Source organism: Actinokineospora globicatena (genome assembly GCF_024171945.1).
Taxonomy (GTDB): Bacteria; Actinomycetota; Actinomycetes; order Mycobacteriales; family Pseudonocardiaceae; genus Actinokineospora; species Actinokineospora globicatena.
The window spans coordinates 712,138-733,462 of record NZ_JAMTCR010000006.1 but is presented as its reverse complement, the minus strand read 5'-3'; the positions used below and the strand labels follow the sequence as shown (position 1 = coordinate 733,462).

Below are 21,325 nucleotides of genomic sequence, written 5' to 3'. Positions count from 1 at the left end.
TTGTGCTCTCGCACTGTTCTCGCCCGCCGCCGGGTGGGAAATGCACAACTGCACGTCGTTACCGTTTTGTTACCAAACGGTGCGGCATTCGGATGACGCTTTACGGCAATGCGGGAAGCTCGCCTGGTGCCGATCGCGGAGATGGGGCACTCTGGTGCTCCGGTGTGCCCAGGCGAGGTATCTCGCGAAATCGGACGTAAGGGTGATCGATGGCCGAGGTGCGCTACGAGGCGGCGTCGCGGGTGTACCCGGGTTCCCCGCCGGTGCGGGCGGTGGACGAGCTCGACCTGTCCATCGACGACGGTGAGTTCCTGGTGCTGGTGGGACCTTCCGGCTCCGGGAAGTCGACCGCGCTGCGGATGCTGGCAGGCCTCGAGGAGGTCGACGAGGGCCGCGTCTGGATCGGCGACCGCGATGTCACCGCCATCCCGCCGAAGGGCCGCGATATCGCGATGGTGTTCCAGTCCTACGCGCTCTACCCCCATATGACGGTCGCGCAGAATATGGGGTTCGCGCTCAAACTTCAGGGGTTGACGAAAGCCGCCATCGCCGAGAAGGTCACCGAGGCCGCGCGCCTGCTCGACCTGGAGCCCTACCTCGCCCGCAAACCCAAAGCCCTCTCCGGCGGCCAACGCCAACGCGTCGCCATGGGCCGCGCCATCGTCCGCGACCCGGCGGTGTTCCTCATGGACGAGCCACTGTCCAACTTGGACGCGAAACTGCGCGTCGAGACCCGCGCCAACATCGCCGCCCTGCAACGCCGCCTCGGCACCACCACCATCTACGTGACGCACGACCAGGTGGAGGCCATGACCATGGGCCACCGGGTCGCCGTGCTCAAGGACGGCCTGCTGCAGCAATGCGCCACGCCGCGCGCGCTGTACGACCGGCCGGACAACGCCTTTGTGGCCGGGTTCATCGGGTCGCCGTCGATGAACTTGCGCTCTACGGCCGTGACAGCTGATGGGGTGACGGTGGGCGGCTTGCCTGTGCCTCTTCCTCGCGAAGCGCTTACGGCTATTGCGAAGGCGGAGCTGACGGAGGTGACCTTGGGGGTGCGACCGGAGTCGTTGACCCCGGTGGGCGCTGATACGCCGGGGTTCGACCTGACGGTGGAACTCGTGGAGGAACTGGGCGCTGATGCCCTTGTTCACGGGTCTCTCCCTCAAGACCCAGACCCCACGCGTCTGGTCCTCCGCGTGGACGGCCGCACGCCACCGACGCTCGCTGACACGATTCGCGTTGCTGTCCGCAACTCGGACGAGCTCCACCTGTTCCACCCTGAAACGGGTGACAGGCTGGTTTGAGGGGGCCGGCTCGGGAGCTGGGGAGTTGCCTTTGCAGGGCGGCTAGGGGTGTTGGAAGTTGTCCACATGGGGCTGGGTTGTCCACAGGGTCGAACTTCAGCCTCTCCGCGCTTGCGTTCCCCTCGGTAGGCTGTGTATTCGGGGGTCTTTGGTGCGGGTTGATCTTGGCGGCCGTGGCTGAGTGGCGTTGAGCTGGGGGAAGTCCGGGTCTCGGGCCTCCGCTTCGCTGCGGTAGACGGCTCGCCTGCGGCATCGAACAGGCGCGAGTTTCGAGCTTTGCTCGATGCGGCGAACTTATTTTGCGCGGGGCCCCTACGACACCCGTGGCAGGACCGCAAAGCAGGGGCCGAAAAGCATGGCCCTGTCCGCTACCGACGCTACGGGTGGTCCTCCCCCACACAAAACAAGTCCACCCCATCGAGCCGGCCCGGCACCAGCGACTCGGGTGGAGCGCGGGGCGGCCAACGTCGTCGGCGGGCGCTTATAGGCCAGCGTTGTCGGCGGGTGCCTTGGGGCAATGCGCTCGGGTCCTGGCCAGTCGCAGGTGGTGGGCTGGGACTGGGCGTGGGGACTTGGTGGAGCGGGGGTGCCTTGGCGTCGGGCGTGGTGGGGCGGTGCTTGGTGAGGGGCCCGCTTAGGCGACGGTTGTGGTGGTGAGGGTGGTGGTGGCTCGGGTGTGGGCGGTGGGGGTGGCGTTGAGGTGCGAGAGGCCTAGGTGGATGGAGCCCAAGATCGGGGGCTGGCTGGCCACCTGCAGGCGGGCGAAGGGGGCTCGGGCGGCGTAGCCAGACTCCACGGCGGCCATCAGGGAGGTGGCGCCTCCGGTGAGGACGCCGCCGCCGAGGATTAGGTCGGCGGGGGTGCCTAGGAGGTCTAGGCGGGTGAGGATGGCGCAGCCTAGGAGGCAGATTTCCTCGGCTAGGCGCGCGACCAGGCCTAGGGCCACGGGGTCCGACAGGGTGAGCAGGGGGCGGGTGAGTTCGCCCAGGTGGTGGCGGGGGATGTCGCCTCGGTGGACGGAGAGGGCTACGTCGGTGGCGGATGAGGCGCGGAAGTGGCCTCGGACCAAGGAGACGAGTTCCGTCGGGGTGCCGCGGCCGTCCTCGGCGCGGACGGCGTGCCAGAGGACTTCCTCGCCCAGGTGTTGGCCGCCGCCCCAGTCGCCGGTGAGGCGGCCTAGGGCGGGGAAGCGGGCGACCCGGCCGTCGGGGCCGATGCCCGCGGCGTTCACCCCGGCCCCGCACACGACGGCAACGCCCCAACCCCGGGTGGAACCGGCGCGCAGCAGGGCGAAGGTGTCGTTGCCGACCTCGACCGACGGGGCGACGCCGCGGCGCAAGAACTCCTCGCGGAGGGCGACTTCCTCCTCGGGCAGGTCGGCGCCCGCGAGGTATGCCGCGACGTGGTCGGCGAAGGGTGGACCCGAGCCCACCATCTGAGCGGCGGTGCGGACGACCACGTCGACAGCGGCAGCGACACCGACGGTTTGCGGCTCGAAGCCGGGGCCGCGGCCGCGCGCCACCACGGTGCCGTCCTCGCGCACCAGTGCGATGTCGGTCTTGCTGTTGCCGCCGTCGACCGCGAGGAGGGTCCTCATGACGCCCAGGGCAGGTGCGGGCGGTTGACCTCGACCAGCCGCTGGGCCAGCTTCTCCGCGACCGACGCCTGGCCGATCAGCGGGTGCGCCAGCAGCGCCTCGGTGACCAGGTCGACGCCGCCGGTGATGGCCGCGCGGACCGCGAGGGTCTCGTACGCCGACACGTGCCCGATCAGCCCGGCCAGCAGCGGTGACACCGGCGCGATCGGCCACGTCTGGGCACCGGCGCTGGTCACCGTCGCGGGGACCTCGATGACGGCGTTGTCCGGCAGGAACGGCAGCGTCCCGTTGTTGCGGACGTTCACCACGTGCACGTCCCCGCCCTCGCCGAACAACGAGGCGAGGAGGGCGACCGCCGCCTCCGAGTAGAACGCGCCGCCCCGGCTGGTCAGCAGGTCGGGCTTGGTGTCGACGGTCGGGTCGGCGTACAGCGCGAGCAACTTGTCCTCGACGTCGGCAACGGTGCTCGCGCGCGACGGTGACACCCTCTGCTCGGCGACCACCGCGTCGTGCTCGTAGAAGTAGCGCAAGTAGTACGACGGCACGATCCCCAAGCCGCGCAGCACGTGCTCGGGAAGCCCGACCTGCTTGGCGATCACGTCGCCGTGCTGGTCGAGCAGGCGCGGCAGCACGTCCTCGCCGCGCAGGTAGACCGAGCGGACCCAGGTCAGGTGGTTGAGGCCGACGTGGTCGAGCGCGACCCGGCCGGGGTCGACGTCGAGCAGCGCGGCGAACCGGCGCTGGAACCCGATGGCGACGTTGCACAGGCCGATGGCGCGGTGCCCGGCGTCGAGCAGCGCGCGGGTCACGATGCCCACCGGGTTGGTGAAGTCGACGATCCACGCGCGCGGTGCGACCGAGGCGATCCGCTCGGCCACGTCCAGCACGACCGGCACCGTGCGCAGCGCCATGGCGAGCCCGCCCGCGCCGACGGTCTCCTGGCCGACGCACCCGCATTCCAGCGGCACCGTCTCGTCCTGGTGGCGCATGGCCTGCCCGCCGACGCGCAGCTGCACCAGCACCGCGTCCGCGCCCGCCACCCCGAGTTCCAGCTCGGTGCTGGTGGTGACCCGCGCGGGGTGCCCGGCGCGGGCCAGGATCCGCGCCGACACCCCGGCGACCAGCTCGAGCCGGTTGACGTCCGGGTCGACCAGCGACAGCTCGGTGACCGGCAGCTCGGTGTGCAGCCGGGCGATGCCGTCCACCAGCTCCGGGGTGTAGGTCGAGCCGCCGCCGACGACAGCGAGTTTCACTTGAGGGCTCCCGAGGTCAGGCCTGCCTGGATCTGCCGCTGGAACACGAGGTACACCGCCAGCGCCGGGATGATGGTCATGGTGAGCGCGGCGAACAGGCTCGGCCAGTCGGCCTGGTAGCCGGCGTTGGTGGAGATGTTGGCGATGCCCTGGGTCAGCACCCACTTGTCCTCGACGTCGCCGGAGAGCAGCACGATCGGCAGCAGGTACTGGTTCCACTGGCCGATCACGTTGAAGATGGTGATGCTGATCAGGCCGGGCTTGGCCATCGGCACCATGATCTGGAAGAACGTCCTGGTGTGCGAGGCGCCGTCGATCAGCGCCGCCTCGGCGATCTGCGAGGGCAGCGTGCGGAAGAACGCGGTCAGGAAGAAGACCGTGAACGGCAGCGAGTACGCGATGTAGACCAGGATCAACCCGGTGTGGGTGTCGAGCAGGCCCAGGTTGCGCACCACGAAGAACAGCGGCACCAGGGCAAGGAACACCGGGAACACCATGCCCGAGACGAACATGACGTAGATGAACCGGTTGCCCCGGAAGGAGAACCGGGCCAGCACGTAGGCCGCCATCGAGCCGAGCAGCATCGTGCCCGCGGTGGACAGCGCCACCACGAACACGCTGTTGAGCATGTACTGCCCGACGTTGGCCTTCTCCCAGGCCCGGCCCCACGAGTCCCACTTGATCGAGCTGGGCAGGCCGAGCGGCTCGCTGAAGATCTGGGTGTTGGTCTTGAAGGAGGCCAGGAACGTCCACAGGATCGGCAGGATCACCGTGGCCGCCCAGATCGCCAGCGCCAGGTGCGAGAGCCCGTTGAAGACCTTGGGGGCGCGCTTGTCCGCCCGGCGCGCCCCGGCCGCCTCCGCGCGCTCGGCCGGGCGGTCGACGGTGAGGTTGCTCATCAGTACTCGATCCGTTCCCGCCTGGTCACCCGCAGGGTGAGCACGGCGAAGGTGAGGCTCAGCACGAACAACGCGACACCCATCGCCGAGGCGTAGCCGAACTTGGAGTAGGTGAACGCGGTGCGCCAGATCTCCAGCGGCAGCACCGTGGTCGACCCGTCCGGCCCGCCGCGGTCCACCGAGAGGGTGGCCACCAGCGCGAACCCGTCGAACGCCGCGATGCCCAGGTACACCCAGGCGACCTGCACGGTGTCCCACAGCAGCGGCAGGGTGATCTGGAAGAACATCCGCGCCCGGCCGCAGCCGTCGATCTCGGCGGCCTCCACGACCTCCTTGGGGATGTTGGCCATGCCCGCGGCGAACAGCACGACGTAGAACCCGACCGCCTGCCACACCAGGACCGCGATCAGCGACCACAGCGCCAGCTTCGGTTGCGTGAGCCAGCCGATGGGAGCGACCCCGACCAGGTCCAGGAGTCCATTGAGGACACCACCCTGGTCCGGCCGGTACACCGCCTGGAACAGCACGCCGATCACCGCGACCGCGAGGACCTGCGGGAAGAAGAACACCGCTTGGTAGAACTTCGACCCGCGCACGCCCTTGGTGCCCGCGCCCATGTTCAGCAGGAACGCGAAGAACAGCGCGATGGCCAGCGTGGTCAGCGGCAGCGCGAGCAGCAGCACCACGTGGTGGCCGACCGCGGCCCAGAACGTCGGGTCGGCCAGCAGCCGGGTGAAGTTGTCGAACCCGGAGAAGCGCGGGGTGGACGACACCCCGCGCCAATCGGTGAAGGCGAGGTAGAACGCCTGCAGGTACGGCGCGATCACGAAGACCACGTACAGGAGGACCGGCAGCGCCAGGAAGCCGATGACGAACCTGGCGCCGCCGCGGGGCATCCTCATGACGTGCGGGACTGCTTGGTGATGGAGGAGTCCGCCTTGACCGCGTCGGCCTTGGCCTGGATGTCCTTGCAGAACTGCTCGGCGTTGATCCGGCCGAACATCAGCGCGTTGGTCTTGGAGCGCAGCTCGGTCTCGAACTCCTTGTACCAGTCCTCGAACAGGTTGTAGGTGATGATGTTGTCGCCGGCCTTCTTCAGCGCGTCGTTGGACGACTGCGTGCCGGGCGAGAGCTTCAGGCCGTCGGCGGAGCCCTTGACGACGGTGATGATGCCGGTCTTCTCGGTGAAGCCGCGGGCGCCCTCCTTGGAGAGCATGACGCGCAGGTACTCGAGGCCACCGGCGGAGTTCTTGGCCTTCGACGGCACGATGTAGGACTCGCCCGCCGCGGCGCGGATGGCGCCGTAGGGCAGCTTGTCCGAGGAGCTGACGCTCGGGGTCGGGGCCAGCGCGTACTGGAACCCGGCCGGGGTCTGCTCCTTCTGCTCGTTCTCCAACCACGAGCCGGACGGGTACATGCCGACCTTGCCCTGGTTCTGCGCGGTCTGCACCTCGGTGTGGGTGAGGCCCTCGAAGCTGGGGTCCAGGTACTTCTTGCCGATCGACGCCCACGCCTCGGCCGCCTGGCGGACCGGGTCGGAGGTCCAGACACCCTCCTTGAGGTTGTCCATGTCGATCAGGACCTGGTTGCCGCCGATCTTGCCCGCGGTCACCGCGATCATCCAGTACTGGTAGTAGGCGGCGTTCTTGCCCGCGTACGCGTACGGCTGCAGTCCGGCGGCCTTGATCTTGCCGAGCAGCGCGTCGAACTCCTCGAAGGTGGTCGGCGCGGCCCAGCTGTTCTTGGTGAACAGCGCCGAGTCGTACCAGAGGCCGTAGACGGTGTAGATGTACTTCATCATGTACGGCTTGCCGCCGATGAAGCCCGCCTCCATGCTGCCGGGCAGCAGGCTGTCGCGGACGGTGCCGGTGCCGCCGATGGCGGGGGCGTTGTAGAGCGCGGTCAGGTCGAGCAGCTGGCCCTCGCCCTGCAGCGCGCCGTTGTCCATCATGTCGCTGCCGGAGTTGGCGATCATGTCGGGCACGTTGCCGCCCGCGAAGCGCGGCTGCAGCGTCTGCGCGATCTGCTGGGTGGGCACGTGCTTGATCTCGGCCTGCGGGTAGGCCTTCTTGTAGAGCGGCTCGTGCACGTCGGTGGCGTAGGCGTCACCGAGGCCGCCCTTGAAGATGACCACCTCGAGCGGGGCGTTGGCGACGACACCGAAGGGGTTGTTGGCGGACTTCTCACCGGTGGCACCACCGGTGCTGGGCTCGGAAGAGGAACCGAACGCGCACGCGGAGAGCGGACCGGCCGCGAGCGCGGCCATCCCCAGCCCCTTGAGCACCGACCGACGACTGGGGTTCTGCGGAAGTGCGGCGGACATACGCGCAAACTCCTTCGACCGTCACGCGACCGGTTCGCGAGACCCGCTCATGGTCGAGGCGGTTCCCGGGGCCCGGCAATCGGACAGATGGGTGATTTGGTCTAGACCATACTCCGGCCACACCGGCCTTGGCCAGCACTGATGTCGAATGTGATCATGAAGAACCGAATCGGTCACGGCTCGGCGCGGACCCCTTGACGGGGCGCGCCGGGCAGGCCAGAGTGACGCGTTTGCGTGTCGTGCGTCACCCGTGCGGACGAATCGGACACCGTCGGAGCAAGGGGCGCCAGCGGGCCGGACGACGCGCCGCGACGCCCCGCCAGACCGCCCCCGGACCGCACACCGGCGCGCGGTGTGACGGTGTTTACCGGGCGGGTCGACTCCATGGCGGCATCCTCTACATCGGGTCCGGTGGGCACAACACTCCGCCGATCCATAACATCGGCGTGATAGTTCGACCATGGAGGGAAATGCGGGACAAGGCAACAGCGGCGGTGGTTTCCGCCGGTGGCGTGATCGGCGCGCTGGCCCGCTACGGGGCGGGCACGGCGTGGCCCTCGCCGTGGTCGACGCTGGTCATCAACGTGGTCGGCTGCCTGGCGATGGGCTGCCTCATGGTCGTGGTGGTCGAACTGCGCACCCCGCACCCCCTAGTGCGGCCGTTCCTGGGGATAGGGGTTCTGGGCGGGTTCACCACCTTCTCGTCCTATTGCGCGGATTTCCAGCGGATGCTCGACGAGAACGTCCTGCTCGCGTTCACCTACCTGCTCGGGACCCTCGCCTTGGCGCTAATGGCGGTCACGGCCGGTGCTCGCGTCACGCGGCGGTTGGCGGGTGCGCGGTGAACGGGGCACTGCAGGTGGCGATCGGTGCCGCTGTCGGTGCGCCGCTGCGCTACTTGGTCGATCGGGCCATCCCCCGGCCGTCGGGTTTCCCCTGGGGGACGGTGGTGGTGAACGTGGTGGGCAGCCTCGTGCTCGGCGCCGTGGTCGGGTGGGGCGACTGGCTGCCGCTGCTGGGTACCGGGTTCTGCGGCGCGCTGACCACCTACTCCACCTTCTCCTACGAGACCCTGGTGCTGGCTGAGTCGGGTGATCGTCGACGGGCGTTCGCCAACATCGCGGTGTCGCTGATCGCGGGTCTCGCGGCATTCTGGTGCGGCCTGGCCGGTGCGCACGCCGTCGCGGGCTGATCCCCGCTGGGAGGACCGATGAAGCTCTACGCCGAACGCCCCGACCGCGTGCTCCGGCAGGCGCTCGCCGACGTGACCGCTGTAGTCGTCGCGGCGCTGGCGGTGTGGGTGGCGTTGACCGTGCGGGAGACCGTGCTCGCGCTGCGCGGCCCCGGGGATCGGCTGGTGGAGGCGGGCACGGCGTTGCAGGGCACGTTCAACACCGCCGCCGACAAGGCGGACGGCATCCCGCTGGCGGGCGACTCGGTGGCCGAGGCCCTGCGCGGCGGGGCGGCGGCGTCCGCTCGGATCTCGGACGCCGGGTGGCGCCAGATCGAGGCGGTGCAGGACCTGGCGTTCTGGCTGACGGTGGTGCTGATCGTGGTTCCGGTGCTGTTCCTACTGGTCACCTGGCTGCCGCTGCGCGTGCGGTATGTCAGGCAGGCGACCGGGGCGGCGCGGTTGCGCGGGTTGGGCGCGCCCGGGCACGACATGCTGGCGCTGCGGGCGTTGACCACGCAGCCGTTCACCCGGCTGGCGACGGCGGGCCCGGTCGGCGACGGGTGGCGCTCGGGTGATCCGGAGGCGGTGCGGGTGCTGGCGCGGCTGGAACTGCGCAGGCTCGGCCTCCGAGAGGCCTGACCCAGGTGGGCGCTGACTCAACTGGGCGCTGTGGCATGCAGCCACTGTCCTCACCCACCTGCCCTGCTCGGTCCACCCGCTTCCCCGCCCACCGCCCGAGCGGGTCACGGTCCGCGATCGGTGCCGCGGTCGGCTGTCTCCCGGACGGCGCTATCGGAGTGCGCCCCGCTCGTGGTGTGGTGCAGAGGCCTGTCGTTCACCCCCAGGGAGGTCGGCATGGGTCGCGGTTCGGTTGTCGGGATCGCTGTCCTGGCGCTGGTCGCCGGAAACCTGACGGCGCCCGCGGTGGCGGGGGCCGCCGCGCCCCCGGGTGAGCGGCTGGCGGTCGGTGAGGTCGTGGACATCGCGCCGGGGGTGCGACCACGGGACGAGCGGTTGGCGCTGCGGGCACCCAGGCCGGACCTGACCGGGGAGCGGTTCTACTTCGTGATGCCGGACCGGTTCGCCAACGGGGACCTGGGCAACGACCGGGGCGGTTCGACGTCGACCGATCGGCTCACGACCGGGTTCGACCCCGCGGACAAGGGTTTCTACCACGGCGGCGACCTCAGGGGCCTGCGGTCGAGGCTGGATTACCTGCGCGGCATGGGAACCACCGCGATCTGGATGACGCCGATGTTCGCCAACCGTTGGGTGCAGGGCAGCGGTGCCGATGTCTCCGCGGGCTACCACGGGTACTGGACCACCGACTTCACCCGGTTGGACCCGCACTTCGGCACCACGGCGGACATGCGAGCGGTGATCACGGACGCGCACCGGCTGGGCATGAAGGTGTTCTTCGACATCGTCGCCAACCACACCGCGGACGTCATCGACTACGCCGAGGGCACCCACTCGTACCGGGACACGCGGGCGTTCCCGTACCGCGACGCCAAGGGCGATCCGGTGGACATCAAGGCGTACGCGGGAAAGCCGGACTTCCCGACGATCGCGACCTTCCCGTACACACCGGTGGTGACCGACCCGAACGCCAAGACTCCCGCTTGGCTCAACGATCCCGCGCTCTACCACAACCGGGGCGACTCGACGTTCGCGGGCGAGTCGAGCGAGTACGGGGACTTCATCGGGCTCGACGACCTGATGACCGAGCACCCGAGGGTGGTGCGCGGGATGCAGGAGATCTTCACCAGCTGGATCGACGTGCTGGACATCGACGGGTACCGGGTGGACACCGTCAAGCACGTGAACATGGAGTTCTGGCAGGCCTTGGCGCCACACGTGCAGGCGTACGCGAGGTCCCGGGGCAAGCGCGACTTCTTCGTCTTCGGCGAGGTCTACAGCGACGACCCGGCGTTGACGTCCTCCTACACGACGACCGGCCGGATGCAGGCCACGCTCGACTTCCCGTTCCAGGCGGGCGCGCTTGACCTGCTCTCGGGTCGCGGCGCCCAGCACCTGGCCGACGTGCTGCTCGCCGACGACCGCTACACCGACGCCGACTCCAACGCCGCCGCCCTGCCCACGTTCCTCGGCAACCACGACATGGGACGGCTGGCGTCGATGCTGCGGGACCGGCGGCCGGGTATCGGCGACGAGGAACTGCTGTCCCGCTTGCGGTTGGGCAACACGCTGATGTACCTGTGGCGCGGGAACCCGGTCGTCTACTACGGCGACGAGCAGGGGTTCGCGGGCCGCGGCGGGGACAAGCTGGCGCGGCAGGACATGTTCGCCAGCCGCACCCCGGAGTACGCGGCGGAGACGTTCGTGGGCGCGGGTCGGACGGGGGCTTCAGACAATTACAACCGGAACCATCCGCTGTACCGGCAGCTCGCGCGACTGTCGTCCTTTGTGGACGGTGACGACGTGTGGGCCGATGGCGCGCAGGCGTTGCGGTTGGTCCAGGGCGACGCGTTGGCGTTCAGCCGGTTCTCCGCGCGGGATCGACGGGAACACGTGGTGGTCGTCAACTCGGGATCGTCTCCGACCACAGTGGACGTTCCGGTGTCGGCTGGCGGCTACCGGGTCGAGTTCCCCGAGGCGGGCGCGCGGGCGACTGTTCGGGACGGGAAGGTCCGGGTGGCTGTGCCCGCGCTGTCGGCAGTCGCGTTGCGGGCGACGGACCGGCTGGCGTCGGCTCGGGTGGCGCCGACCCTGGTCGCGCCGGCCGTGGGGACGGTGCTGGACAAGCGGGTCGAGCTGAGGGCCGACGGCATCACGGCGCCGTTCGCGCAGGCGACGTTCGCGGCACGGGTCAAGGGAGCGCGGGAGTGGACGGTGTTGGGGACTGACGACGCGGCGCCGTACCGGGTGTTCGCCGACGTGACCGCGCTGCCAGGAGCCGGGGTGGGCGCCGAGGTCGAGTTCCGGGTGGTGGCTCGGGACGGGTCTGGGCCGCTGGGAGCGGACGGGGCCGCGGTCCGGTTGGTCGCCGCGCCGCCGGAGCCGGTCGGGTCGGACTGGTTGGTGGTGCACTACAACCGACCCGCCGGGGACTACGCGGGCTGGGGGCTGCACGCGTGGGGCGACGTCGTGGAGCCGACGACGTGGGAGCGCCCGCAGCCGTTCGCGGGTGAGACGGGGTACGGGCGGTTCGCGTGGGTGCGGTTGCGACCGGGGGCGCGGGAGGTCGGGATCATCGTGCACCGCGGCGACGAGAAGGACGGCGGTGACCGGCTGATCGACCCGACGTCCCCGCAGGTGTGGCTGCGGCAGGGGTCCGATGTCCGGTACCGGTCCGAGGTGGAGGCGACCGGCACGGTGACGGTCCACTTCACCCGGCCGTCCGGCGACTACAGCGCGGCGGCGGTGCGGGTGGCCGGTCGACCGGACGTCCCGTTGAGCGGCCGCGACGCGTTCGGTGCTGTCGCGACGGTGGCGGCGGCACCGGATGTGGCTGTTGTGGTCGGTGGGGTTGTTGTGGCTGGTGGGGCGCCACCGGGCGCGGGCGTGTGGCTGCGGGACGGGGACAGTCGCCTGCACGCGAGCCTGGCGTCGGCCGAGAACCGCGCGGTGATCCACTACCACCGCCCCGACGGCGACTACACGGGGTGGACGCTCTACCACTGGACCGGCTCGCAGCACCCCAGTCCGGATTGGGCGAGCTCCAGCCCACCGACCGGTCAGGACGCGTTCGGGGCGTTGTGGTCGGTGCCGCTGGTCGCGGGGGCGAGCGGGCTGAACTACATCGTGCACCGTGGCGACGAGAAGGATCCCGGCCCTGACCAATACCTGGACGTCGGCACGACCGGGTACGAAGCATGGTTCACGTCCGGCTCGGCGGGACCTGTGGTGCCGCCCACGTGAACGCACGGGTGTGGGGTTTGCCCGAAACGGGTACCTCGGGGGTCGCAGCCTAGCTGAGGAGCCCCACCGGTGGAGACCGATCCCCACGCCCTCGACATCACCCGCCTGCACGACGGCGGGCTCGCGCTGAGCGGGGAACTGGACTACGCCACCGCCCCGGAACTCACCGCCACCGTCGCGGCCCTCCCGCTCGACCAAGGCGCCACCCTCACCCTCGACCTGGGCCAACTCGCCTTCTGCGACTCCAGCGGCCTCTCCGCGCTGCTGACCGCGTACAAACGCGTCACCAACCTCGGCGGCAGGCTCTCGGTGAGCGCCATCGACCCCAACGTCGCCCGAATGCTGTCGATCACCGGCCTGGCCCACCTGTTCCGCCCCTGACCCCTCGTGGATGCTCGACCGATGAGCACCGAGATCGTCCTGGTCCGCCACGCCCACGCCGCACCCCCCACCCCCGACGGCCCGGACGACCACCACCGCCCGCTGACCGCCGCGGGCACCGCCCAGGCCGAACACCTCGTCGCCATCCTGGCCCGCTTCAAACCCACCCTGATCACGTCCAGCCCGTACCTGCGCGCGGTGCAAACCCTCATCCCCACCGCCCGAGCCCTCGGCATGACCATCCACACCACCCCCACCCTCCGCGAATGGGACTCCGGCCTAGCCCCCACCTCGGACTACGCCCACCACTACGCCGAGAGCTGGTCCAATCCGCACACATCCCGCCCCAACGCCGAAAGCCTGCACCAACTCACCACCCGAGCCACCACCGCGCTGAGGTCCCTCACCCAACGCCACCACCGGGTCCTGGTCGCCACCCACGGCACCTTCATCAGCCGAGCCCTCCTAGGCCTAGGCCAAACCACCATCGACTGGCCCTTCAGCAACGCCATGCCCTCCCCAGCCCGCTACCGCCTCCACTTCACCCCCCGAGGCACCACCGTCACCGGCCCCGGCCTCTAACCCCCGGCTCTCTCCACCACACCTCCCCTTCAATCCCCCCGGTTCGACCACCACGGCCGCTGAAGACCCGCCCTCCGCGCCCCCACCACCAGAACCCCGCCCCCACGCGCTCCACCGGGTCCCCACGCCCAGTCCCACCACACCCCGACGACTCACCAATCCCCCGACAGCCCCGCCCCGACAACGCTGGCCCTTTAGCCCCCGCCGACAACGTTGGCCCCTATGCGCTCCACGAAGACGCTGGTGCCAAGTGCTCGATGGGGCGGACTTGTTTTGCGTGGGGGAGGACCACCCGTAGCGTCGTTGCGCGGACAGGGCCATGCTTTTCGGCCTCGGCTTTGCGGTCCTGCCACGGGTGGTCTCGGGGCCCCGCACAAAACAAGTTCGACCCATCGAGCTCGTCGCATTTCTCGCGCCTGTCCGATGCCGCAGGCGAGGCGTTCCCCGCAGCGCAGCGGAGGCACGTGAGCCGGATTCCCCCCAGCTCGCAGCCCTCCCGCAAGATCAACCCGACCCAAAGTCCCCCGAATACACAGCCTTGGAGTGCCATGGATTTCTCGGACATCGGGCCCAAGTAGAATGGGTCTTGGATGATCGGAGATGTCATGGGTCAACGTCGTCGTCGTTTCTCGCCGGAGTTCAAGGACGAGGCCGTGAAATTGGTCGAGTCCGGCGTGTCGGTCGCGGAAGCGGCGCGCCAGTTGGGGCTGATCGAGCAGACCCTGCGAAACTGGGTCGAGGCGCACCGGAAGAAGAACCCGAAGACAGTCGATCCACTGAGTGTGGACGAGCGTGCTCGGTTGCGGGAATTGGAACGGGAGAACCACGAACTTCGCATGAAGAACGAGTTCCTGGGAAAAGCCGCGGCCTTCTTCGCCCGCGACTATCGGTGACCGAGCTCTACGAGTTCATCGACGGCGAGAAAGGCTCATATCCGGTGGCATCGATGTGCGAGTGGATGGGCGTGTCCCGATCCGGCTTTCATGACTGGCGCGCACGACCGGCACCATGCACCACGGAGCGTCGACAATCACTCGCGGCGCCGATCACGTCGATATTCACCGACTCCCGACGCACCTACGGATACCGTCGGGTACACGCCGCGTTGGCACGCCGGGGCGTGCGGTGCGGACCGGAACTCGTCCGAGTGACGATGCGCGACCTGGGCCTGGCCCCGACCGGGCGTCGGCGTCGGCCTCTCACCACCGTCGCGGCACCCGGCGTCCACGCCACGCCGGACCTCGTCCACCGCGATTTCACCGCGGACCGCCCCGGACACAAAATGGTCGGCGACATCACCTACATTCCCACCGGCCAAGGGTGGCTCTACCTGGCCACGGTCATCGATTGCGCAACCCGGAAAATCATCGGCTGGGCCTGCACCGATCATCTCAAAACCAGCCTTGTCCGAGACGCGATCACCATGGCCGCCACCCACACCACACTCGCCCCTGACGCCATCTTCCATTCCGACCGCGGCACCCAGTACACTTCCGCCGAGTTCCGCGAACACCTACGCGCACACCGCATCACACCATCACTCGGACGCACCGGCGCCTGCTGGGACAACGCACTCGCCGAATCCTTCTTCGCCACACTCAAAAAAGAACTCGTCCACCGCACCACCTATCACACCCACGCTCAAGCACGCCAGGAAATCGCCACCTACATCGAGCTGTTCTACAACCACACCCGACTCCACTCCACCCTCGGCTACATCACCCCCAACGAAGCCGAAAACCTCTACCACGCAACATCACCAGCAGCCTGAAACCCCACTAACCACTGTCCGAAAAATCCATGGCAGACCAGCCTACCCAGGGGGACGCAAGGGCGGAGAGGCTGAAAGTCGACCCTGTGGACAACCCAGACCCATGTGGACAACCCAACCACGGCTCAACAGGCGCCGATGCCCCGAGCCAAAACCGGCTCGCCAAGGCCAGGTAACGCATGGTGGGGTGCGGGGATGGAGGGTGACGGCGGTACGCGGATGTCGTGGGGTGAGGTACCGCAGCATGTGCGCGCTCGGATCGAGCGCGCACTTGGGGAGCCGGTGGTAACGGCAGTCAGTCAGGCGGGTGGGTTCTCGCCGGGGTTGGCGGTTCGGGTGGGGTTGGGGTCGGGGCGGCGGGTGTTTGTGAAGGCGGTGGGGAGTGGGGTGAACTCGGTCGCGCCGCGGCTTTGTCGGCGGGAGATCGCAGTGGCTGGCAGGTTGCCGGAGGGGCTGCCGGTGCCGCGGTTGTTGTGGTCCGATGATGACGGTGACTGGGTGACGTTGGTGTTCGAGGACGTGGAGGGGCGGACGCCGCCGTTGCCTTGGCGGGCGGATACGTGGTGGCGGGTTCAGGAGGAGTTGGCCGACCTGGCTGATGCCCTGACGCCGAGTCCGATCGACGTCGAGCCGTTGGCGGACAAGATGTTCAGCGGTTGGCGCTCGCTCGCCGCGGAGCCCGCGCTGGCCGATCGGATCGACGACTGGAGCAAGGCGAACCTCGACCGGCTGGCCGAGTGGGAATCGCGCTGGACCGCGGCGGCCGCGGGCAACACCCTCCTGCACGGCGACCTCCGCGCGGACAACCTGACCCTGACCGACGCCGGTGTGGTCGTGGTCGACTGGCCGCACGCCGCCCTGGGGGCGCCTTGGGTCGACCTCGCCCTCATGGTCCCCAGTGTCGTGGCGCAGGGTGGGCCGTCGCCTGCCGAGATCATGGCCAGGGCGCGGTGGACGCCGGAGCCCGAGGCGCTCGACGCGGTGGTGGCGGCCGTTGCCGGGTACTTCGTGCACGCCGCGTTGTTGCCGCCGCCCCCGGGAATCCCCCGGCTGCGCGAGTTCCAGCGGGTCAAGGCCGCGCCCGCCCTCGCCTGGCTGCGAGAACGCCTCCAAGCCTAGGGCGTGGGGTCGTAGGCGCGGCCCGCGTGGCGTTCGAGGGTGGAGCGGAGTTCCAGGATGTCGCGGGAGCGGCGGGTCTTGCCGTGGTGGTGGGCGACCGGGTGGACGCGGTAGCCGCCGTGGCGGCGGCTGTGGCGCTTACCCAGGGGGCGGTCGGGGTGCGGCCAGACGACCAGCCACGGCTTGCCCTTGTCGCCAACGACCCGGACACGGGAGATCTCCAGCCAGGTGAGGTGGTGGTTGCCGTGCTTCGAGGAGATGGCCAACCCGGTGCTGGTGATGACCACCGAACTGGGCCGCACGACCACCGCGCGCCACAACGACCGGGCGGCGGACAGGGCAAGCACCGCGGAGAGGACAAGACCGATCGCGGCCACCCCGTCGTAGCCCGCCTTGGACGCCCGCGCGGTGACCCCCAGCGCCGCGACCACACCCACGCCCGCGACCAACGACCACAGCAACGGCATGCCCCGACTGGTCCGCACCCGCAGATGGTCAACAGCAGCGGGCACAGGCCTAGCACGAGCCGCAGCGGGCACGACAGGAGCAGCCACCGCAGGAACAGCGGGAACAGGCTTAGGGACAACAGGTTCCGGCTTCCTCGGCCGCGGTAACCGCTCCCCCGCCGCCTCCTCCACCCGCTGCACCAGCGTCGGCGTGCGCGGCGTGACCGGCTTGAGGAACTCCGTCTGGTGCCGTTCCACCAGGGTCTGCACCGTGGGCGGCAACCACTGCCCGGTCGACCCGTGCCCCACCTCGGCCAGCAGGTCCGCCGGGGTCGGCCGCGCCTCGGCCCGGGAATTGAGGCACCGCGACACCACCGGCCGCAACTCCCCCGGCACCCCGTCCAAATCCGGACCGGTGTGCACGGCTCGGTACAACAACGACGCCACTTCACCATTGCCAAAAGGCCCGGTGCCCGTCGCCGCGTAAACGAGAACCGCGCCCAACGCGAACACATCGGAAGGCGGGCCGACGACCCCACCCGAGATCTGTTCCGGCGACAAGTACCCCGGAGTGCCGAACAACACCCCCGTGGCGGTGACCCCGACGCTGCGCACGGCCTTGGCGATCCCGAAGTCGATCACGCGTGGACCGTCCTCGGCGAGCAGCACGTTGGACGGCTTGAGGTCGCGGTGCACCAGCCCGGCGGTGTGGATCGCGGCCAGCGCCTCGGCCAACCCGGCCAGCAGCGCGCGCAGCGCGGGTTCCGGCAGCGGGCCGCCCGCGCGCACCGCCTCGGTCAGCGTCGGACCCGGCACGTACTCGGTGGCCAGCCACGGCCGGTCGGCGTCCGGGTCGGCGCCCACCACGGCCGCGGTCCAGAACCCGCCGACCGCGCGGGCCATCTCGATCTCCTGGCGGAACCGGAGCCGGAACTCCGGGTCCTGCGCCAGCTCGCCCCTGGCGACCTTCACCGCGACCAACCGGCCACCCGGCGACCGCGCCAGGTAGACCGTGCCCATGGCGCCCCGGCCGAGCCTGCCGAGCAACGCATAGTCACCGACGCGTCGCGGATCGTGGACTAGCAGTTCCCGCACCCGGTCCCCTCCCCCGTCACTCCCCGGCAGGCTACCGATTCGTTATGGGCGGTGGCGGCCGCCGGTGGTGTGCACAGCGGGATGATCCGGACTTTTCGCCCCGGTGAACGGGATGTGTCACGCTCGTCGCACTGGACAGGTGAAGCAAGCCTTACCTAGGTTCCGTGAGGCAAGGCTTGCCAACAATCCCGGGAGGTGACATGGAATACGTCTTCGCCAGCGCGCTGGTGGGATTGCGGGAGGGGCTCGAGGCGACGCTGGTGGTCAGCGTGCTGCTCGCCTACCTGGTCAAGTCCGACCGGCGCGGGTCGATCCGCTGGGTCTGGCTGGGGGTCGGCGTCGCCGTGGCCCTCTCGGTCGGGGTCGGCGCGCTGATCACCTTCACCAGCAACAGCCTGGACTTCGAGGCGCAGGAGACCTTCGGCGGCGTCATGTCGCTGATCGCGGTCGCGTTCGTCACCGCCATGGTGTTCTGGATGCGCGGCGCGGCCCGCAAGATCAGCGGCGAGCTGCGCGGGAAGCTGTCCGACGCGGTGGCGATCGGCCCGCTGGCCATCGTGGTGCTGGCCTTCCTCTCGGTCGGCAGGGAGGGGCTGGAAACGGCCGTCTTCTTCTACGCCTCGGCGCAGAGCGCGGGCAACAACAGCGGGCCGCTGGTCGGGTTCGTGATCGGCATCGCGCTCGCCGTGGCGATCGGCTGGGCGCTGTACCGAGGCGCGCTGCGGATCAACCTGAGCAGGTTCTTCACCTGGACCGGGATCCTGCTCATCTTCGTCGCCGCAGGCGTCCTCGGCTACGGCCTGCACGACCTGCAGGAGGCCGGGGTGCTGCCCGGTCTGAACACGCTCGCGTTCGACCTGTCCGGGCCGATGCCCGAGGACTCCTGGTACGGAGCGCTGCTCAAGGGGATCTTCAACTACTCGGCGCGCACCAGTGTGGTGCAGGCCGCCGCCTGGGTGGCCTACGTGGCGATCACCCTCACCGCCTTCCTCTGGCCCGCGCGCACGGTCGCGGACCCCGTCCCCTCCCAAGGAGCGACCCCGTGAGATTCAAGGACATCGGCGCCTGCCTGACCGGCCTCGCCGTCCTGCTGCCCCTGGTCGCCTGCTCCTCGGACAACGGGGGCACGGCGGCGGCGCCGGGCGGGCCGATCGCGGTGGAGGCCAAGGACGACGCGTGCGGCGTGGCGCGGGTGGACTCGGACGCGGGCACGATCACCTTCGAGGTCACCAACAAGGGCAGCCGGGTCACCGAGTTCTACCTCTACGGCGAGGGCGACCGGATCATGGGTGAGGTCGAGAACATCACCCCCGGGCTGACCAGGCGGCTGATCGTCGAGGTGCCCGACGGCGGCAAGTACCAGACCTCGTGCAGGCCGGGGATGAGCGGCGAGGGCATCCGCGCCGAGTTCACCGTCAAGGGGTCGGCGACCAGGCAGGTCGACACGAACACCAAGCTGGCCGAGGCCACGAAGAACTACCAGAACTACATCAACGCCCAGGTCGAGCCGCTGGTCACCAAGACGACGGAGTTCGTGGCCGCGATCAAGGCCGCCGACGTGGCGATGGCCAAGGGGCTGTTCCCGGTCGCGCGGACCTACTGGGAGCGCATCGAGCCGGTCGCGGAGAGCTTCGGCGACCTGGACCCGAAGATCGACGCCCGTGAGGCCGACCTGGAGCCTGGGCAGGAGTTCACCGGGTTCCACCGGTTGGAGAAGGACCTGTGGGTCAGCGGACCGCAGTCCGACACGGTCGCCATCGCCGAGCGGCTGCTCACCGACGTCACCGAGATCGCGACCAGGGCCAAGGCGGTCGAGCTGACCCCGCTGCAGCTGGCCAACGGCGCCAAGGAGCTGCTCGACGAGGTCGCCACCGGCAAGATCACCGGCGAGGAGGACATCTTCTCGCACACCGACCTGTGGGACTTCCGGGCCAACGTGGAGGGGTCGGCGGCGGCGGTCAGCGCGCTGCGGCCGGTCATCGTCGAGCGGGACCCCGAGCTGGCCAAGACCCTGGAGACGCGCTTCGACGCGGTGACCGCGCTGCTGGACAAGCACCGCAGCGGTGACGGCTACCAGCTCTACAGCGAGCTGAGCGAGTCCGACATCAAGGACTTCGCCGCCGCCGTCGACGCGCTGGGCGAGCCCATCAGCAAGGTCGCCGAGGTGGTGGCGCAGAAGTGAGCGACGCGCCTCAGCAGGTCCCCGCCCCGGCCGCGCGCCGGGGTGGGGTGTCGCGGCGTGGGCTGTTCGGCCTGGCGGGCGCGGGTGTGGCGGTCGCCGGGTTGGGTGCGGCGGCGGGGGTGATTGCTTCCGGCGAGCAGCCCGCCCCCGTGGCGGACACCTCGGCGCCGGTGGCGTTCCGTGGTCAGCACCAGGCCGGGATCGTCACCCCGGCGCAGGACCGCATGCACTTCGTGGCGTTCGACGTGACCACGCGTGACCGCGCCGACCTGGTGCGGCTGCTGCGGGACTGGACGGCGGCCGCGGAGCGGATGACGGCGGGCAAGGAGGCGGCCGAGGGCGGGGCCGTCGGGGGGCCGCGCGACGCGCCCCCAGCCGACACCGGGGAGGCGCTCGACCTGCCCGCCTCGGCGTTGACGCTGACCATCGGGTTCGGCGCGTCGCTGTTCGACGACCGGTTCGGCCTGGCCGCCCGGCGCCCGGAGGCGCTGATCGACCTGCCGCGCTTCCCGCACGACGACCTCGACCCGCGCCGCAGCGGCGGCGACATCTGCGTGCAGGCGTGCAGCAACGACCCGCAGGTCGCGGTGCACGCCATCCGCAACCTGGCGCGGATCGGGTTCGGCAAGGTGTCGGTGCGCTGGTCGCAACTGGGCTTCGGCCGCACCTCCGCCACGTCCACCACCCAGGTGACGCCGCGCAACCTGTTCGGGTTCAAGGACGGCACGAACAACCTCAAGGCGGAGGACCCGGCGGCGCTGGCCCAGCACGTGTGGGTGACCGAGGGTCCGGAGTGGATGGTCGGCGGCACCTACCTGGTGGCGCGGCGGATCCGGATGCACATCGAGATCTGGGACCGCACGTCGCTGGTCGAGCAGGAGGACATCGTCGGCAGGGCCAAGGGCAGCGGCGCCCCGCTGGGCCAGCGCGACGAGTTCGACGCGGTGGACCCGCACGTGCGCGGCGCGGGCGGGGTGCCGCTGGTCGCCGACGACTCGCACATCCGGCTGGCGTCGGAGAACCTCGGCGGGGCGCGGATCCTGCGCCGCGGCTACAACTTCACCGACGGCTCCGACGGGTTCGGGCACTTGGACGCGGGGCTGTTCTTCGTGTGCTTCAACCGCGACAGCCGCACCCAGTTCGTGCCGATGCAGCGGGCGTTGTCCACCCGGGACCGGATGATGGAGTACCTCGAGCACACCGGGTCCGGCCACTTCGCCTGCCCACCCGGCCTGGCCGACGGCGGTTTCTGGGGTGAGCGGCTCTTCAGCTGAGTCGCCCGCCGCACTACCCCGTCGTACTGTGGCTGGGAAG

18 protein-coding genes are annotated in these 21,325 nt (G+C 69.8%); 12 read left to right on the top strand and 6 right to left on the bottom strand.

Translation table 11 applies throughout. From position 1 onward, the window contains the following. The first annotated feature begins 209 nt into the window (after positions 1 to 209). Entirely contained in the window at positions 210 to 1,307 is a 1,098-nt protein-coding gene (locus LV79_RS30805; RefSeq protein WP_253841796.1) for an ABC transporter ATP-binding protein, read from the top strand. Between the two features lie 634 nt (positions 1,308 to 1,941). On the opposite strand, the gene LV79_RS30800 is transcribed toward LV79_RS30805, so the two are convergent. From LV79_RS30800 to ngcE, 5 genes are read right to left on the bottom strand one after another with little or no spacing between them, the layout of a single operon-like run. Further along, the gene (locus LV79_RS30800) at positions 1,942 to 2,904 is read right to left on the bottom strand and encodes an N-acetylglucosamine kinase (protein ID WP_253841795.1); all 963 of its coding nucleotides are present in this window, start codon (positions 2,902 to 2,904) and stop codon (positions 1,942 to 1,944) included. Beyond that, a complete protein-coding gene (locus LV79_RS30795) occupies positions 2,901 to 4,157 on the bottom strand; it encodes a 6-phospho-beta-glucosidase (protein ID WP_253841794.1) in 1,257 nt (418 codons plus the stop codon). The genes LV79_RS30800 and LV79_RS30795 overlap by 4 nt, the downstream gene beginning before the upstream one ends. Then, complete coding sequence (locus LV79_RS30790) at positions 4,154 to 5,056, bottom strand: carbohydrate ABC transporter permease (RefSeq protein WP_253841793.1); 903 nt, start codon at positions 5,054 to 5,056, stop codon at positions 4,154 to 4,156. Before LV79_RS30790 ends, LV79_RS30795 begins: the two co-directional genes overlap by 4 nt. After that, positions 5,056 to 5,958 carry a carbohydrate ABC transporter permease gene (locus LV79_RS30785; RefSeq protein WP_253841792.1) on the bottom strand — a complete coding sequence of 301 codons (903 nt, stop codon included), beginning with the start codon at positions 5,956 to 5,958 and terminating at the stop codon, positions 5,056 to 5,058. Before LV79_RS30785 ends, LV79_RS30790 begins: the two co-directional genes overlap by 1 nt. Further along, a complete protein-coding gene (ngcE, locus tag LV79_RS30780) occupies positions 5,955 to 7,379 on the bottom strand; it encodes an N-acetylglucosamine/diacetylchitobiose ABC transporter substrate-binding protein (protein WP_253841791.1) in 1,425 nt (474 codons plus the stop codon). The genes LV79_RS30785 and ngcE overlap by 4 nt, the downstream gene beginning before the upstream one ends. Positions 7,380 to 7,849: 470 nt before the next feature. On the opposite strand from ngcE, the gene LV79_RS30775 reads away from it, so the two are divergent. The 8 genes from LV79_RS30775 to LV79_RS30740 all read left to right on the top strand — a co-directional run bounded on the left by LV79_RS30775 (position 7,850) and on the right by LV79_RS30740 (position 16,288). Further along, positions 7,850 to 8,224 (top strand): fluoride efflux transporter FluC, encoded by a 375-nt coding sequence (locus LV79_RS30775; protein ID WP_253841790.1) that lies wholly within the window; start codon positions 7,850 to 7,852, stop codon positions 8,222 to 8,224. Next, on the top strand, positions 8,221 to 8,571 hold the full coding sequence (locus LV79_RS30770; protein WP_253841789.1) for a fluoride efflux transporter FluC: 351 nt from the start codon (positions 8,221 to 8,223) through the stop codon (positions 8,569 to 8,571). The genes LV79_RS30775 and LV79_RS30770 overlap by 4 nt, the downstream gene beginning before the upstream one ends. An 18-nt stretch (positions 8,572 to 8,589) precedes the next feature. Next, positions 8,590 to 9,192 carry a hypothetical protein gene (locus LV79_RS30765; RefSeq protein WP_253841788.1) on the top strand — a complete coding sequence of 201 codons (603 nt, stop codon included), beginning with the start codon at positions 8,590 to 8,592 and terminating at the stop codon, positions 9,190 to 9,192. Between the two features lie 216 nt (positions 9,193 to 9,408). Next, the gene (locus tag LV79_RS30760; protein WP_253841787.1) at positions 9,409 to 12,435 is read left to right on the top strand and encodes an alpha-amylase family glycosyl hydrolase; all 3,027 of its coding nucleotides are present in this window, start codon (positions 9,409 to 9,411) and stop codon (positions 12,433 to 12,435) included. A gap of 69 nt (positions 12,436 to 12,504) precedes the next feature. Continuing rightward, entirely contained in the window at positions 12,505 to 12,816 is a 312-nt protein-coding gene (locus LV79_RS30755) for an STAS domain-containing protein (protein WP_253841786.1), read from the top strand. 21 nt (positions 12,817 to 12,837) lie between these two features. Further along, positions 12,838 to 13,398: a histidine phosphatase family protein gene (locus LV79_RS30750; RefSeq protein WP_253841785.1), complete on the top strand. Its 561-nt coding sequence runs from the start codon at positions 12,838 to 12,840 to the stop codon at positions 13,396 to 13,398. A 605-nt stretch (positions 13,399 to 14,003) separates the two neighbouring features. Further along, positions 14,004 to 15,169 (top strand): IS3 family transposase gene (locus LV79_RS30745; protein ID WP_253841892.1). Its coding sequence is split into 2 segments (ribosomal slippage): positions 14,004 to 14,253 and positions 14,253 to 15,169, totalling 1,167 coding nucleotides; the frame shifts between segments, so codons are not numbered across the junction. 138 nt (positions 15,170 to 15,307) lie between these two features. Further along, positions 15,308 to 16,288 (top strand): phosphotransferase family protein, encoded by a 981-nt coding sequence (locus tag LV79_RS30740; protein ID WP_308208974.1) that lies wholly within the window; start codon positions 15,308 to 15,310, stop codon positions 16,286 to 16,288. On the opposite strand, the gene LV79_RS30735 is transcribed toward LV79_RS30740, so the two are convergent. After that, a complete protein-coding gene (locus LV79_RS30735; RefSeq protein WP_253841784.1) occupies positions 16,285 to 17,829 on the bottom strand; it encodes a serine/threonine-protein kinase in 1,545 nt (514 codons plus the stop codon). The genes LV79_RS30740 and LV79_RS30735 overlap by 4 nt on opposite strands. 200 nt (positions 17,830 to 18,029) lie before the next feature. Between LV79_RS30735 and efeU the strand changes: the two genes are divergently transcribed. Genes efeU through efeB form a run of 3 tightly spaced genes read left to right on the top strand, consistent with a single transcriptional unit; the run spans position 18,030 to position 21,285 of the window. Beyond that, positions 18,030 to 18,875 (top strand): iron uptake transporter permease EfeU, encoded by an 846-nt coding sequence (efeU, locus tag LV79_RS30730; RefSeq protein ID WP_253841783.1) that lies wholly within the window; start codon positions 18,030 to 18,032, stop codon positions 18,873 to 18,875. Beyond that, the gene (gene efeO / locus LV79_RS30725; protein WP_253841782.1) at positions 18,872 to 20,011 is read left to right on the top strand and encodes an iron uptake system protein EfeO; all 1,140 of its coding nucleotides are present in this window, start codon (positions 18,872 to 18,874) and stop codon (positions 20,009 to 20,011) included. The genes efeU and efeO overlap by 4 nt, the downstream gene beginning before the upstream one ends. Next, entirely contained in the window at positions 20,008 to 21,285 is a 1,278-nt protein-coding gene (gene efeB / locus LV79_RS30720; protein WP_253841781.1) for an iron uptake transporter deferrochelatase/peroxidase subunit, read from the top strand. The genes efeO and efeB overlap by 4 nt, the downstream gene beginning before the upstream one ends. Positions 21,286 to 21,325 lie beyond the last annotated feature (40 nt).

Coding starts and splice junctions, on each gene's coding strand:
- LV79_RS30805 (WP_253841796.1), top strand. CDS start 210: ATGGCCGAGGTGCGCTACGAGGCGGCGTCGCGGGTGTACCCGGGTTCC.
- LV79_RS30800 (WP_253841795.1), bottom strand. CDS start 2,904: ATGAGGACCCTCCTCGCGGTCGACGGCGGCAACAGCAAGACCGACATC.
- LV79_RS30790 (WP_253841793.1), bottom strand. CDS start 5,056: ATGAGCAACCTCACCGTCGACCGCCCGGCCGAGCGCGCGGAGGCGGCC.
- LV79_RS30785 (WP_253841792.1), bottom strand. CDS start 5,958: ATGAGGATGCCCCGCGGCGGCGCCAGGTTCGTCATCGGCTTCCTGGCG.
- ngcE (WP_253841791.1), bottom strand. CDS start 7,379: ATGTCCGCCGCACTTCCGCAGAACCCCAGTCGTCGGTCGGTGCTCAAG.
- LV79_RS30775 (WP_253841790.1), top strand. CDS start 7,850: ATGCGGGACAAGGCAACAGCGGCGGTGGTTTCCGCCGGTGGCGTGATC.
- LV79_RS30765 (WP_253841788.1), top strand. CDS start 8,590: ATGAAGCTCTACGCCGAACGCCCCGACCGCGTGCTCCGGCAGGCGCTC.
- LV79_RS30760 (WP_253841787.1), top strand. CDS start 9,409: ATGGGTCGCGGTTCGGTTGTCGGGATCGCTGTCCTGGCGCTGGTCGCC.
- LV79_RS30750 (WP_253841785.1), top strand. CDS start 12,838: ATGAGCACCGAGATCGTCCTGGTCCGCCACGCCCACGCCGCACCCCCC.
- LV79_RS30740 (WP_308208974.1), top strand. CDS start 15,308: ATGCCCCGAGCCAAAACCGGCTCGCCAAGGCCAGGTAACGCATGGTGG.
- efeU (WP_253841783.1), top strand. CDS start 18,030: ATGGAATACGTCTTCGCCAGCGCGCTGGTGGGATTGCGGGAGGGGCTC.